The sequence below is a fragment of the Frigoribacterium sp. CFBP 13712 genome (assembly GCF_014842255.1).
Classification (GTDB): Bacteria; Actinomycetota; Actinomycetes; order Actinomycetales; family Microbacteriaceae; genus Frigoribacterium.
In genome coordinates this window covers 139509-152336 of record NZ_JACYVH010000004.1, presented here as the reverse complement: position 1 = coordinate 152336, position 12828 = coordinate 139509, and the positions used below count along the sequence as shown (strand labels likewise).

Here is a 12828-nt window from a genome sequence, read left to right as displayed (position 1 = left end):
CGTCGCAGGGTCTCCACAGGCCTCAGTAGGCTCTCGGACATGCCGACCACCGCCTCCTCGTCGACCTACAGCTATCTGGGCCCGGCGGGCACGTTCACCGAGGCCGCGCTGAAGCAGGTGCCCGAGGCCGTGGGTGCCGAATGGCGCAGCGTCAACAACGTGGGCGAGGCGCTCGCCGACGTCGTCGCGGGTCGCAGCACCGCCGCCATGATCGCGATCGAGAACAGCGTCGAGGGCGGCGTCAGCGCCACTCAAGACGCACTGGCGACCGTGCCGGGCCTCCGCATCGTGGGCGAGTACCTGGTGCGGGTCGACTTCGTGCTCGTGGCCCGGCCGGGCACCCGACTCGAGGAGGTGCGGGTCGTCAACGCGCACCCGGTCGCCTACGCCCAGACCCACCTCTGGCTCGAGGCCAACCTGCCCGGCCACGGTCACATCCCGGCCAGCTCGAACGTCGCGGCCGCCGCCGATCTGCTGCGCGCCGACCGCGGCCAGGGCGAGGCGGACGCCGCCGTCGCACCGCCCGGCATCACCGCCCACCACGACGTCGAGGTGCTCGCGACGGGCATCGGCGACAACGCGAACGCCGTCACGCGCTTCGTGCTGGTCAGCCGCACGGTCCCCGTGCCGCCGGCGACCGGCGCCGACAAGACGAGCCTGATCGTCGAGCTGCCCGTCGACGGCGCCGGCGCCCTGGTCGACATGCTCGAGCAGTTCGCGACCCGGGGCATCAACCTGAGTCTCATCCAGTCCCGACCGATCGGCGACGCCCTCGGCCGGTACCGGTTCGTGATCGACCTCGAGGGTCACGTGCTCGACGAACGCGTGGCCGACGCCCTGCTCGGCCTCAAGCGGTTCAGCCCGAACGTGACGTTCCTGGGCTCGTACCCGCGCGCCGACGGCTCGCCGGTCGAGGTGTCGCCCCGGTACGACGACGAGGCCTTCGTCGACGCCCGCGACTGGCTGCGCAGCCTCGTGTCGGGCGTCGACCCGGCGTAGCGGGCGGCCCGGACGCGACCGCCAGAGCCAGCGCGGCCAATCGGGCACCGGCGCGGCGGCCCCAGCGCGGCTAGGCGGGAACCCGCACCGTGAGCGCCCCGGGGTCGACCACCGCGCGCAGCGCGACCGCCTTGCCCACCGAGTCGCCGTCGATCTCGAAGTCCTGGGCGCTCTCGAGCCGCACGACGAGCTTCTTCCCCTTGTTGTAGCGGAGCGTGCGCACCTCGCGCGAGTTCGCGGCCATGATGCGGCGCCCGACGTGGCTGCGCCGCAGCACCCCGTTCTCCCACACGATCTTGATCCAGATCTGCGCCCAGCCGATGACGCCCTCGGGCCTCAGCGCCACGATGTCGAAGATGCCGTCGTCGACGGCGGCGTCGGGCAGCAGCATGATGTTCGCGGGCAGCAGGCCGCAGTTGCCGACGATGATCGTGTGCGCGCTCATCGTCTTCGTCTCGCCGTCGTCGAGCTGGTACCGCACGTCGATCTTGTTGTCGTCGCGCAGCGCCCGGGCGATGGCGTCGACGTAGGCGAGCCAGCCGACCCGTCTCTTCAGCTCGTCGTTCGTGTTCGCGAGCATCTTGGCGTCGAGCCCGACGCCCGCCATCACGACGAACACCTTGGTCTCGCGGTCGCCGTTCTCGCGCTCGATGTCCACGACGCCGAGATCGATGTCGCGGTCGCGGCCTCGGAAGGCCGTCGCGATCGAGTCGTCGAGGCGGTCGAGCGTGAGCGACAGGTTGCGGGCCAGCAGATTGCCGGTGCCCGAGGGCAGCAGCGCGAGTGAGGCGTCCGACCCGCGCAGCGCCTCGGCCACCGCCCGGACGGTGCCGTCGCCGCCGGCCGCGATCACCATCGACGCACCGTCGGCGAGCGCGGTCGCCGTCACCGCGCCTCCTGGATCCTCCTTCGACGTCTCGTAGTACCGCGTCGGGCCCCACCCCGCGTCGTCCTGGTGCCGGAGCACCGACGCGCGGATGGTCTTGAGGTCGACCTTGATCGGGTTGTAGACCACGGCTGCCGTCCGCACGGCGGTCGCATCCCGACCCGCCCCACCCTCGGAGGCGGCCGACGGGGCCTCGGTCGACGAGGGCCTCTCGGCGGGGGAGGAGGAGGTCGTCATGCAGCAAACCTAGGCGACGCCGGACCGAGGAGGCGCGGCGAATCTCTTTTAGGATGGTCGCGTGATCGATCCCCAGCTGCTGCGCGACGCCCCCGACCTCATCAAGACGAGTCAGCGTGCCCGGGGTGAGTCCGAGTCGGCGGTCGACGACGCCGTCGCGGCCGACACGGCCCGCCGGGCGGCCATCGCGGCGTTCGAGGAGCTGCGAGCGGAGCAGAACGCGTTCGGCAAGACCGTCGCGAAGGCTCCGAAAGACGAGAAGAAGGCGCTCGTCGCCCAGGCGCAAGAGCTGGCCGGCCGGGTGAAGGCCGCGCAGGCCGAGTCCACCGAGGCCGACGCCGCCTTCGACCGCGCCATCCGGGCGATCGGCAACCCGATCATCGACGGGGTCCCCGCGGGCGGCGAAGAGAACTTCACCACCCTGCGCGAGGTCGGCACTCGACGCGAGTTCGACTTCGAACCGCTCGACCACGCCGACCTCGGCGAGAAGCTCGGGGCGATCGACATCAAGCGCGGCACGAAGGTGTCGGGCTCGCGGTTCTACTTCCTGCGGGGCATCGGCGCCCGACTCGAGCTCGGCATGATGAACATGGCGCTCGACCTCGCCCTCCAGAACGACTTCACGCCGCTCATCACGCCCACGCTCGTGCGCCCCGAGATCATGGCCGGCACCGGGTTCCTCGGCGCCCACGCCGACGAGGTCTACCACCTGCCCGCCGACGACCTCTACCTGACCGGCACGAGCGAGGTCGCGCTCGCCGGGTACCACGCCGACGAGATCCTCGACGTCGAGTCGGGGCCGATCCGCTACGCCGGCTGGTCGACCTGCTACCGCCGCGAGGCCGGCGCCGCCGGTCGCGACAACCGCGGGATCCTGCGCGTGCACCAGTTCAACAAGCTCGAGATGTTCACCTACGTGCACCCCGACCAGGCCGAGGCCGAGCACCTCGCGCTCGTCGGGTTCCAGGAGCAGATGATGCAGGCACTCGGTCTGCACTACCGCGTGATCGACGTCGCGGCCGGCGACCTCGGTTCGAGCGCGGCCCGCAAGTACGACATCGAGGCCTGGGTGCCGACGCAGGGCACCTACCGCGAGCTCAGCAGCACCTCGAACTGCACGACGTTCCAGGCCCGTCGCCTCGACATCCGCTACCGCACCGAGAGCGGCAAGACGGCGCCGGTCGCGACGCTCAACGGCACGCTGGCGACGACGCGCTGGCTCGTGGCGATCCTCGAGACGCACCAGCAGCCCGACGGTTCGGTCGTGGTGCCCGAGGCGCTGCGCCCCTACCTCGGCGGCCTCGAGATCATCGAGCCGGTCGCATGACGAACGCCTCGGCCGCTGCGGCGGCTCTGCCCGACGACGAGCAGTGGCTCGTCTGCCTCGACATCGACGGCACCATCATGCAAGAGACCGGCACGATCAGCGACGCGGTCTCCGACGAGATCCGGCGCCTGGCCTCCGACGGCCACCAGGTGATGATCGCCACCGGTCGCTCGGTGTCGATGACGCTGCCGGTGCTCGAGCGGCTCGGTCTGGTCTCCGACTACGTCGTCTGCGCCAACGGGGCCATCACGCTCGGCCGTGACGAGACGGCGCCGACCGGCTACCGGCAGGTCTTCGTCGAGGAGTTCGATCCCACCGAGGTGCTGACGACGATCCGCTCGAACCTGTCCGAGGGCGGCTACGCCGTCGAGGATCGCGACGGGGTGATGCGCTACTGCGGCACGTTCCCGGTGATCGAGGCCGCCGGCAACGCCGAGAAGGTCGAGTTCGAGCGACTGGGCGAGCGACCCGCGACCCGCGTCGTCGTGGTGTCGCCCGACCACGGCACCGACGAGTTCCTCGAGGTCGTCGAGCGCATGGGGCTGTCGAAGGTGAACTACAACGTCGGGTGGACGGCGTGGCTCGACATCGCCCCCGACGGCGTGACGAAGGCCACGGCGCTCGAGCGGGTGCGCGGGTGGCTCGACGTGCCGCGCGACCGGGTGCTCGCGGCCGGCGACGGACGCAACGACATCGACATGCTGCGCTGGGCCTCGGCCGAGGGTCGCGGCGTGGCCATGGGTCAGGCGCCCGACGACGTGGTCGAGGTCGCGAGCGAGCAGACCGGCAGCGACCTGGAAGACGGCCTGGCGACGGCGCTCGCGACGCTCTAGGTCGCAGAACCCGGGCGAGTCCGGCCATAACGGGCGTCGGCACCCGCCCGGCCTGGCCGCACACGCCCGCCTTCGCGCTCATGGTCGCCCCCTGGCGCCTCCGGCGCCGTCCGGTAGACTCGGCGGCGGTCGCCGGGGTACGCCCCGTGCAGGCCGGGAGGGCTGTCCGAGCGGCCGATGGAGCTTGTCTTGAAAACAAGTGGGCAGAGATGTCTCGTGGGTTCGAATCCCACGCCCTCCGCATCCGACCGGCACCGCGCCTCCTCGGCGGACGGCTGTCCGATATCCGCTGTGCCCCGAAGACGGGGCTACGCCGCGCGACGAGACATGGTGCACTTGGTGAGGCCGTGAGCACATCCGCCCACACCCGAGGCCCGACACCCCGCAAGGATCCATCCCATGACCCGTCTCGCATTCGCGAGCGTCGTCGCCGTCGGTGCACTCGTTCTCGCCACAGGCCTCGCCTCCATCGTCCCGGCCTCGTCGGCTGACGCCGCGACGACCGGCACGGCCACCGTCACGCGCGCCACGATCAAGACCGCCCCCACCAGCACGATCTACGCGGGCGGGCTCTACGTGCAGAAGTCGAGCGAGGCCTCGCGCGCCGCCGACGCCCTGGCGAAGCAGGGCCGCACGAAGGACGCCGCCGCCGCCCGCACCATCGCCGGGCAGTCCGTCGCCATCTGGCTGGGCTCGTGGTACACCGACGCGCAGCTCGTCGAGGTCGTCCGCTACAACCTCGCCGAGGCGAAGAAGGCCGGCACGACCCCCGTCTTCGTCACGTACGACATCCCGAACCGCGACTGCGGTGGCTACTCGGGAGGAGGCGCGGCGTCGTCCACCGCGTACCTCGCCTGGAACCAGCGCATCGCCGACACCCTCAAGGGCCACAAGGCCGTCGTGATCGTCGAGCCCGACGCGCTCGCCCACCTCAGCAGCTGCCCCGAGCTCGCGACGGGTCGTGAGGCCCTGATCAAGAAGGCCGTCACGGCTCTGAGCAACGCCGGGGTCCCCTCGTACATCGACGCCGGCAACTCGAACTGGGTGCCCGCCGACGTCATGGCGAAGCGGCTCGTCGCGGCGGGGGTCGGCGTCGCCCGGGGCTTCGCGACCAACGTCTCGAACTACTACCCGGTCGCCGCCGAGAACGCCTACGCGCAGAAGGTGTCGAAGGCGGTAGGAGGCGCGAACTACGTCATCGACGTCTCCCGCAACGGACGCGGCTGGAAGGGCACCTGGTGCAACGCGCCCGGCGCCGGGCTCGGCGTGAACCCGCACCGCACGAGCGGCACGGGCAAGCTCGACGCCCAGCTCTGGATCAAGACGCCGGGCGCCAGCGACGGCCCGTGCGGGGGCGGCCCGGCCGCCGGCGTGTGGTTCCCGTCGTACGCGACGGCCCTGGTGGCCAACCGCCCGTAGCCGTGCGCCGGCAGCGGGTGCGTCGGCAGCGGGCCCGCCCGTCGGTGGTCGCCCGTAGGCTCCGGGGTATGGCAACAGTCCTCCTCGTGCGGCACGGCCGCACCACCGCGAACGCCAGCGGTCTGCTCGCCGGTCGCTCGCCCGGCGTCGATCTCGACCGCGTCGGCCGCGAGCAGGCGGCCCGTACCGCCGAGCGCATCGCCGACGTCCCGGTCGTGGCGGTCGTGTCGAGCCCGCTCGACCGGTGCCGCCAGACCGCCTCGTTCATCATCGACCGCCAGCAGGGGCCGCTCGACAGCCCGCTCGACGAGGGCATCACCGAGTGCGACTACGGCGATTGGCAGGGTCGCTCGCTCGGCGACCTCGCGAAAGAGCCGCTCTGGTCGGTGGTGCAGTCGCAGCCCTCCGCCGTCGTGTTCCCGGGCGGCGAGGCGATGGCGACGATGCAGTCGCGGGCGGTCGCCGCGATCCGCCGCCGCGACGCCGAGATCGAGGCGGAGCACGGGCCCGGCGCCGTCTGGGTCGCCGTCAGCCACGGCGACATCATCAAGTCGGTGCTCGCCGACGCTCTCGGCATGCACCTCGATCTCTTCCAGCGCGTCTCGGTCGGCCCCGCCTCGGTCTCGATCGTCCGGTACGGCGCGCACCGGCCCGACGTGATCGCGACGAACACCGACTCGGGCGACCTGTCGTGGCTCCGGGCGGTGGCCCCGACGGGCGACGCACCCGTGGGCGGGGGTGCGGGGCACGCCTGACCGGCGCCGCGCCTCCTGAGGGGGGCCGCGCCTCGCGCCTTCAGGAGGTGCGGGTCGCGCCTGACCGGCACCGCGCCTCCCGGGTCACTCGGCGGGTCGCGCTCGTAGGATGAGCGCATGCCAACAATCGTGCACGGATTCGACTGGCCCGACCGTTTCGTCGTCGGCACCATCGGTCAGCCGGGGGCACGCGCCTTCTACCTGCAGGTCCGTGCCGGGGCCCGCGTCGTCAGCGTGGGGCTCGAGAAGCAGCAGGCCGCGGTGCTCGCCGAGAAGGTCGACGAGCTGCTCGACGAGCTCAAGGCGGCCGAGGGTCGCGGCAACCCCGTGACCATCCCCACCGACACACCGGCCGAGCTGCTCGACGACGAGCCCCTCGACCAGCCCGTCGCCCCCGAGTTCCGCACCGGCGCCATCAGCCTCGGCTGGGACCCGTCGACCGCGCAGGTGGTCATCGAGGCGTTCCCCCTGATCGAAGACGACGGCACCGAGCCCGCCGACACCGAGCCCGGTGCCGGTGGCGGTCTCGACGGGTTCTCGTTCGACCCGTCCGCCGACGACCCCGAGCTCGCCATGCTGGCCGAGGCGGTCGAGCCCGCCGAGCTGCTGCGCGTCCGCATCCCCGTGGGCACCGCGAGGGCCTTCGCCACCCGCACGCTCGGCATCGTCCGCGCCGGTCGTCCGCTCTGCCCGCGCTGCGGCAACCCGCTCGACCCCGAGGGCCACGACTGCCCCGCCGGCGACCTCTGGTGACCGACGAGGTCGACCTCGACGGTGCCGAGCTCGAGCTCACGGCGCGACTGACCACGGCCTCGAACGCGACCTTCGTCGGGCTGATCGGCGACCGCGAGGTCGTCTACAAGCCGAGCCGCGGCGAACGCCCCCTGTGGGACTTCCCCGACGGCGACCTCGCCCGGCGCGAGGTGGCCGCCCACCTCGTCTCGGAGGCGCTGGGCTGGGACATCGTGCCGCGCACCTGGCTGCGCGACGGACCGCACGGGCCCGGCATGGTCCAGCTCTGGTGCGAGATCGACCCCGAGCACCCCGCCGTCGACCTGCTGCCGACCGACGAGGTGCCGGGAACCGGCTGGCGGACGGTGCTCGAGGGCTCCGACGAAGACGACCGGCCCGTCTCGCTCGTGCATGAAGACAGCACGGCGCTCCGCCGCATGGCCGTGTTCGACGTCGTCGTCAACAACGCCGACCGCAAGGGCGACCACGTGCTCGCCCTCGCAGACGGCCGCCGCCACGGGGTCGACCACGGTCTGACCTTCCATGTCGAGCACAAGCTCCGCACCGTCCTCTGGGGCTGGATCGGCGACGAGCTCGACGACGACGAGACGGCGGCGCTCCGACGACTCCGCGCCGACCTCGACGGCGACCTCGGCGTGGAGCTGGCCGGCCTGCTGACCGAGGAGGCGCGGGTCGCGACGATCGCGCGCCTCGAGACCCTGCTGGGCGCGGGCCGGTTCCCCGCACCGTCGGGGGAGTCGTCGGCGGTGCCCTGGCCGCTGTTCTGAGCTGACGCTGCTCTGAGCTGACGCTGCTCCGAGCCGGCGCCGTTCTGCGCCGGCGATGTTCCGCGCCCGCGCGTCGGATCGTGACCGTGCTGAGACCGTCCGTTCACCGACAGGACACGGACAGGACGTGAGTGAGACACGAGCTGCAGTCAGATTCTTCTGAGCACCTCGAATCCCTTGCTTTCAGCACCTCACGAAGGAACCCGATGAAACTCAAGCGCACTGGTACCGTCCTGGCGATCGCCGCCGTCGGCACCGTCCTCCTCGCCTCCTGCGCCTCGAACGAAGGCGGCTCGACCAGCCCCTCCGAGAGCGCATCCTCCGACCTGTCCGGCACGATCTCCGGCATCGGCGCCTCGTCGCAGCAGTCGGCCCAGGAGGCCTGGGTCGCCGCCTTCCAGACCGCCAACGAGGGCGTCACCGTCAACTACGACGCGCAGGGCTCGGGCGGCGGGCGCGAGAGCTTCATCTCGGGTGCCGCCGACTTCGCCGGCTCCGACCGCGCGTTCAAGGCCGAGGAGCTCGAGTCGAGCACCTTCGCCGGCTGCACGCCCGACACCGACATCGTCGAGCTGCCCGCCTACGTCTCGCCCATCGCGGTCATCTTCAACGTCGAGGGCGTCGACGAGCTCAACCTCTCGCCCGCCACGATCGCCGGCATCTTCAACGGCACGATCACCACGTGGGACGCCGACGAGATCGCCGCCGACAACCCCGACGCCGAGCTGCCCAGCACGGCCATCACCGCCGTGCACCGCTCGGACGACTCGGGCACCACCGAGAACTTCACCGACTACCTGCACGCCACGGCGCCCGACGTGTGGACCGAGGAGGCCGACGGAGTCTGGCCCCTCGACAGCGGTGAGGGCGCCAACCAGACCACCGGCATGATCGACGCCGTCACCAACAGCGACGGCACCATCGGCTACGCCGACGCCTCGCGCGCCGGTGACCTCGGTGTCGCCAAGATCAAGGTCGGCGACGAGTTCGTCGAGTACTCGGCTGACGCGGCCGCCGCCATCGTCGACGCCTCGCCGCGCGAAGAGGGCCGGGGCGAGGGCGACATCGCCATCGAGCTCGACCGCACCTCGACCGAGGCCGGCGTCTACCCGATCGTGCTGATCAGCTACCTGATCGCGTGCGAGTCGTACGAGGACGAGGCGCAGGGCGAGCTCGTCAAGTCGTACCTCAGCTACGTCACGAGCGAGGACGGCCAGCAGGTCGCCGCCGACGCCGCCGGCTCGGCCCCCATCTCGAGCGAGCTGTCGACCGAGGTCGCCAGCGCCATCGAGCTCATCAAGTAGCACCGCGCTCCAGCACGAGGCCGTCACCCCTGCGGGGTGGCGGCCTCGCCGCGTAGCGGGTGCCGTGCGGGTGCCGTGCGGGTGCCGTGCGGGTTGGGCGGGGCGCCGTGCGGGTGCGGCGGGTCCGTGTCATCGCGGGCGGGTCAGCGCTGACCCGCCGCGGATGACGGGAACCCGCCGCACCCCCATCGGATCAGGAGGCGCGGGTCAGGAGGCGCGGGTCGGCCGGGCGGCGTGCTGCGGGTTGGGCGGGGCGGCGCCGTGCGGGTTCGGCGGGTTCGTGTCATCGCGGGCGGGTCAGCGCTGACCCGCCGCGGATGACGGGAACCCGCCGCACCCCCATCGGATCAGGAGGCGCGGGCTAGGGGCGCGCCGCGAGGTGCTGCTCGAGCACGTCGCGCACCGTCGTCCAGCGGTGGGGGCCGTAGCGGTCGTCGTCGACGTGGTGCAGCTGCGCCTGGCCGCTGAACATGCTGACGAAGTACTGCATCCCCTGCCAGGCGGGGAACGTCTCGTCGCCGCTCTTCGACAGCCGTCGCCCGATCGAGCTCATCGCCGAGAGCGTGCCCGTCGTCCCGGCCCAGAGGAGCTTGAACGGGGTGCCGGTCAGCTCGGTCATCGTCGCCGCGACCTCCCGTGCCGACACCTGCGACCCGGCGACCTCGACGACGCGCGGCGCCTGCGGGTCGAGCGCCGCGAGCGCGGTGATCCGGGCGACGTCGTCCTTCGTGGTGAAGTCGAGCACCTGGTCGGCCGACGACCAGAACAGCACCCGGCGGCGGTCGAAGAGGATCATCGGCGCGTCGCCGGTCAGCAGGTCGGTGAACATGCCGTTCAGGATCGACGTCGCCTGGATCGGCGCGGCGTCGACGTCGGCGGCGAACTCGCGGCGCAGCTCGAAGTTGCGGTTGGTGCCGGGGCTGATGCGTCGGTAGTCGGCCGAGTAGTCCGACGGGATGAAGCGCGGCACACCCGCCACGACGGCGGCTGCGAGCAGCGCCCGCTGCGCGTCGACGATCACGGGCCGCACGCCGCTGACCGCCGAGACGACCACCTCGACGCCCGAGACCGCGGCGGCCAGCCCCGCGTGGTCGGTGTACTCGGCGGTGACGACGTCGATGCGGTCGTCGCCGCCGAACAGCGTGGCCGCCGTGTCGCTGCCGGGCCGGGTCAGGACCCGCAGGTGGACGTCGTGCTCGAGCAGTTCGCGGACGATGCGGCGACCGAGGTCTCCGGTGGCGCCGGCGACGAGGAGGGTGGTGGTCATGGCTGCGGATCGCAATCTGTCGGCCGGTCGACGGGTGGTCGCCAGGGCTCGGGTGGGGGAGGCGCGGGTCGGGGAGGCGATGGCTGGGATCGGGGAGGCGCGGGTCGGGGAGGCGGGATCCGGGAGGCGCGAGCGGGGTCGCGGGCAGCTCTCAGGGCAGCAGACCCGATCGGAACGCCCAGACGACGGTCTGCAGCCGATCGCGCGTGCCGAGCTTGGTCATGACGCGGGTGAGGTGCGACTTGACCGTACTCGTCTCGACGACGAGCCGGTCGCCGATCTCGTCGTTCGAGAGCCCGTCGCCCAGCAGCCGCACGATCTGCTGCTCGCGCTCGGTGAGCACGTCGGGCGAGGGCTCGACGGCCGTCGTGCGGCGGCGCCGGGTGAACTCGGCGATCACCCGGCGGGTCGTCGCGCCGTCGATGGCGGCCTGCCCCGCCGCGAGGCTCCGCACGGCGGCGACGAACTCGTCGGGCTCGACGTCCTTCAGCACGAACCCGCTGGCCCCGGCCTCGAGCGCGCCGAACACGTACTCGTCGAGGTCGAAGGTGGTGGCGACGAGGACGGCCGGAGGCGCGGGGGACTCGACCCGCGCCTCCGGCCCTGCGGAGCCCGGCGCGGGGTCGCCGCCGCCGACGATGGCCCGCGTCGCCGCGATGCCGTCGCCCGCGGGCATGCGGACGTCCATGACGACGACGTCGGGTCGCACCCGGCGGACCAGGTCGACGGCCTCGCGCCCGCCTGCCGCCTCGCCGACGACCTCGATCCCGCCGGACGTCTCGAGCACCACCCGGAACCCCGTCCGCACGATGGCCTGGTCGTCGACCAGCACCACGCGGATCACGCCGGGCCTCCGGAGGTGACCTCGGTGTCGGTCTCGACAGGCAGCTCGAGCCGCACGCGCCAGCGCTGTGCGGCCCCGGCTGCACGGGCCCCGGCCGGAGCGGCCACGCCCGCCTCGAGCGCTCCGCCGACCAGCGCCGCCCGTTCGCGCATGCCGACCAGTCCGTACCCGGGGGTGTGCTCCGTGCCGCCGTCGGCCGGCAGGTCGTTCTCGACCACGATGGTCAGCCGCTCGGCGGTCGCGTCGATCGAGAGCTCGACCACCGCGCCGGGGCTGTGGCGGCGGGCGTTGACCAGCGCCTCCTGGACGGTGCGGAACGCCGTCACGTCGGCCAGCGGCGCCAGCACGGGCAGGGTGCCCTGCGACCGGACCTCGACGACCGCTCCGGAGGCGCGGGCCGAGTCGACGAGGCCGGGCACGTCGCCGAGACCGGGCACCGGCACGGTGCCGTTCGCGTCGTCGCCGGTCTCGCGGAGGATCCCGACGATCGACCGGAGGGCGTCGAGGGTCTCGCGGCCCTGCGCCCGCACGCTCCGCAGCGACTCCTTCGCGCGGTCGGGGTCGGCGTCGACCAGTCGCTCGGCCGCCCCCGCCTGCACCACGAGACCGGTCAGATGGTGGGCCGCGACGTCGTGCAGCTCGCGCGCCATGCGGGTGCGCTCGGCGGCGACCGCCTCGCGGGTGCGCGTCGCCTGGTGCTCGACCGTCTCGGCGGCCCGCGCCCGGGCGTCGCGGTCGTGGCTGCGCCGGAGGGCGACCCACGAGCCGACGGCCGCGCTGACCCCGATGACGAGCACGCCCGTCGCGAGGAGTGCGAGGACCTCGACGACGACGCCGGAGGCCCCCTCGCCGTACAGCTGCGCGCCGGGCGTCGAGACCGCGTCGCCGCCGCCCAGTCGCCGGGCGACGACGTCGGTCGCGCCGACGACGGCCCCGACGGTCGCGACGCCGATCGCCCCGAGCGACGCCCCGACGGCGACGCGCGTCGACCGGAGCGAGCCCACCGTGTAGGCGGCGACGACGGGCGCAGCCGTCCAGAGGGCGATGCCCGACGGCACGACGGCCAGCAGACCGGCCTGAAGGACCGCGACGACCAGCAGCACGGCGACCGGTCTGACCCGTCGCAGCGCGAGCGGCGCGCACTGGACGACGGCCAGCACGACCATCACGGTGATCTGCGGGCTCGAGGGCCCGCGCGGCGCGACGCCGAGCTCGCCGGTGGCGAGGAGCCCGCCGAGCAGGGCGAGGGTGACCACGCCCCACACGGCGGCGAGCACGATGTCGCGACCGAGAGGGGAGCGGACCCCGAGGCGACCGAGCACCCGCCGCATCGTCGCGACACCGGGGCCGATGCCGGCGCCGGGGGCGAGGGCGCCGGTGTCGAGGGCCCCGGCGTCGGGAGCCCCGGCGTCGGCGGCCTGGTGCGATGTCATCGTC

The 12828-nt window shown here is 72.8% G+C and carries 12 protein-coding genes and 1 tRNA gene; 9 read left to right on the top strand and 4 right to left on the bottom strand.

Annotated elements, in window-relative coordinates; all coding sequences use genetic code 11:
* Positions 1-39: 39 nt before the first annotated feature.
* Entirely contained in the window at positions 40-999 is a 960-nt protein-coding gene (gene pheA, locus IFT51_RS09070; protein ID WP_192060762.1) for a prephenate dehydratase, read from the top strand.
* 70 nt (positions 1000-1069) lie between these two features.
* Here the strand turns inward: pheA and IFT51_RS09065 are convergent, their stop codons facing one another.
* The gene (locus IFT51_RS09065) at positions 1070-2122 is read right to left on the bottom strand and encodes a diacylglycerol kinase family protein (protein ID WP_192060761.1); all 1053 of its coding nucleotides are present in this window, start codon (positions 2120-2122) and stop codon (positions 1070-1072) included.
* A 61-nt stretch (positions 2123-2183) separates the two neighbouring features.
* Here IFT51_RS09065 and serS point away from each other — a divergent pair, with 61 nt between their 5' ends.
* The 8 genes from serS (at position 2184) to IFT51_RS09025 (ending at position 9280) form a co-directional block, all read left to right on the top strand.
* A complete protein-coding gene (gene serS / locus IFT51_RS09060) occupies positions 2184-3449 on the top strand; it encodes a serine--tRNA ligase (RefSeq protein ID WP_192060760.1) in 1266 nt (421 codons plus the stop codon).
* The gene (locus tag IFT51_RS09055) at positions 3446-4282 is read left to right on the top strand and encodes an HAD family hydrolase (protein ID WP_192060759.1); all 837 of its coding nucleotides are present in this window, start codon (positions 3446-3448) and stop codon (positions 4280-4282) included. Before serS ends, IFT51_RS09055 begins: the two co-directional genes overlap by 4 nt.
* A gap of 156 nt (positions 4283-4438) precedes the next feature.
* Positions 4439-4523 (top strand) — tRNA-Ser (locus tag IFT51_RS09050).
* 158 nt (positions 4524-4681) lie between these two features.
* Positions 4682-5701: a glycoside hydrolase family 6 protein gene (locus IFT51_RS09045; protein WP_192060758.1), complete on the top strand. Its 1020-nt coding sequence runs from the start codon at positions 4682-4684 to the stop codon at positions 5699-5701.
* A 68-nt stretch (positions 5702-5769) separates the two neighbouring features.
* Positions 5770-6456 carry an MSMEG_4193 family putative phosphomutase gene (locus tag IFT51_RS09040; RefSeq protein ID WP_192060757.1) on the top strand — a complete coding sequence of 229 codons (687 nt, stop codon included), beginning with the start codon at positions 5770-5772 and terminating at the stop codon, positions 6454-6456.
* 117 nt (positions 6457-6573) lie between these two features.
* Positions 6574-7209, top strand: a complete 636-nt coding sequence (locus tag IFT51_RS09035) for a DUF3090 domain-containing protein (protein ID WP_192060756.1) — start codon at positions 6574-6576, stop codon at positions 7207-7209.
* A complete protein-coding gene (locus IFT51_RS09030; protein WP_192060755.1) occupies positions 7206-7976 on the top strand; it encodes an SCO1664 family protein in 771 nt (256 codons plus the stop codon). The genes IFT51_RS09035 and IFT51_RS09030 overlap by 4 nt, the downstream gene beginning before the upstream one ends.
* 206 nt (positions 7977-8182) lie before the next feature.
* Positions 8183-9280 carry a phosphate ABC transporter substrate-binding protein PstS gene (locus IFT51_RS09025; protein WP_192060754.1) on the top strand — a complete coding sequence of 366 codons (1098 nt, stop codon included), beginning with the start codon at positions 8183-8185 and terminating at the stop codon, positions 9278-9280.
* A gap of 361 nt (positions 9281-9641) precedes the next feature.
* On the opposite strand, the gene IFT51_RS09020 is transcribed toward IFT51_RS09025, so the two are convergent.
* From IFT51_RS09020 to IFT51_RS09010, 3 genes are all read right to left on the bottom strand, one after another.
* On the bottom strand, positions 9642-10547 hold the full coding sequence (locus IFT51_RS09020; protein ID WP_192060753.1) for an NmrA family NAD(P)-binding protein: 906 nt from the start codon (positions 10545-10547) through the stop codon (positions 9642-9644).
* Positions 10548-10698: 151 nt separating this feature from the next.
* Entirely contained in the window at positions 10699-11391 is a 693-nt protein-coding gene (locus IFT51_RS09015) for a response regulator (protein ID WP_192060752.1), read from the bottom strand.
* Complete coding sequence (locus tag IFT51_RS09010; RefSeq protein WP_244637109.1) at positions 11388-12824, bottom strand: sensor histidine kinase; 1437 nt, start codon at positions 12822-12824, stop codon at positions 11388-11390. The genes IFT51_RS09015 and IFT51_RS09010 overlap by 4 nt, the downstream gene beginning before the upstream one ends.
* Positions 12825-12828: the final 4 nt, after the last annotated feature.

What these genes read in the sequence shown, in the direction of transcription:
- pheA (WP_192060762.1), top strand. Translation starts at nt 40, where the DNA reads ATGCCGACCACCGCCTCCTCGTCGACCTACAGCTATCTGGGCCCGGCG.
- IFT51_RS09065 (WP_192060761.1), bottom strand. Translation starts at nt 2,122, where the DNA reads ATGACGACCTCCTCCTCCCCCGCCGAGAGGCCCTCGTCGACCGAGGCC.
- IFT51_RS09055 (WP_192060759.1), top strand. Translation starts at nt 3,446, where the DNA reads ATGACGAACGCCTCGGCCGCTGCGGCGGCTCTGCCCGACGACGAGCAG.
- IFT51_RS09045 (WP_192060758.1), top strand. Translation starts at nt 4,682, where the DNA reads ATGACCCGTCTCGCATTCGCGAGCGTCGTCGCCGTCGGTGCACTCGTT.
- IFT51_RS09040 (WP_192060757.1), top strand. Translation starts at nt 5,770, where the DNA reads ATGGCAACAGTCCTCCTCGTGCGGCACGGCCGCACCACCGCGAACGCC.
- IFT51_RS09035 (WP_192060756.1), top strand. Translation starts at nt 6,574, where the DNA reads ATGCCAACAATCGTGCACGGATTCGACTGGCCCGACCGTTTCGTCGTC.
- IFT51_RS09025 (WP_192060754.1), top strand. Translation starts at nt 8,183, where the DNA reads ATGAAACTCAAGCGCACTGGTACCGTCCTGGCGATCGCCGCCGTCGGC.
- IFT51_RS09020 (WP_192060753.1), bottom strand. Translation starts at nt 10,547, where the DNA reads ATGACCACCACCCTCCTCGTCGCCGGCGCCACCGGAGACCTCGGTCGC.
- IFT51_RS09010 (WP_244637109.1), bottom strand. Translation starts at nt 12,824, where the DNA reads ATGACATCGCACCAGGCCGCCGACGCCGGGGCTCCCGACGCCGGGGCC.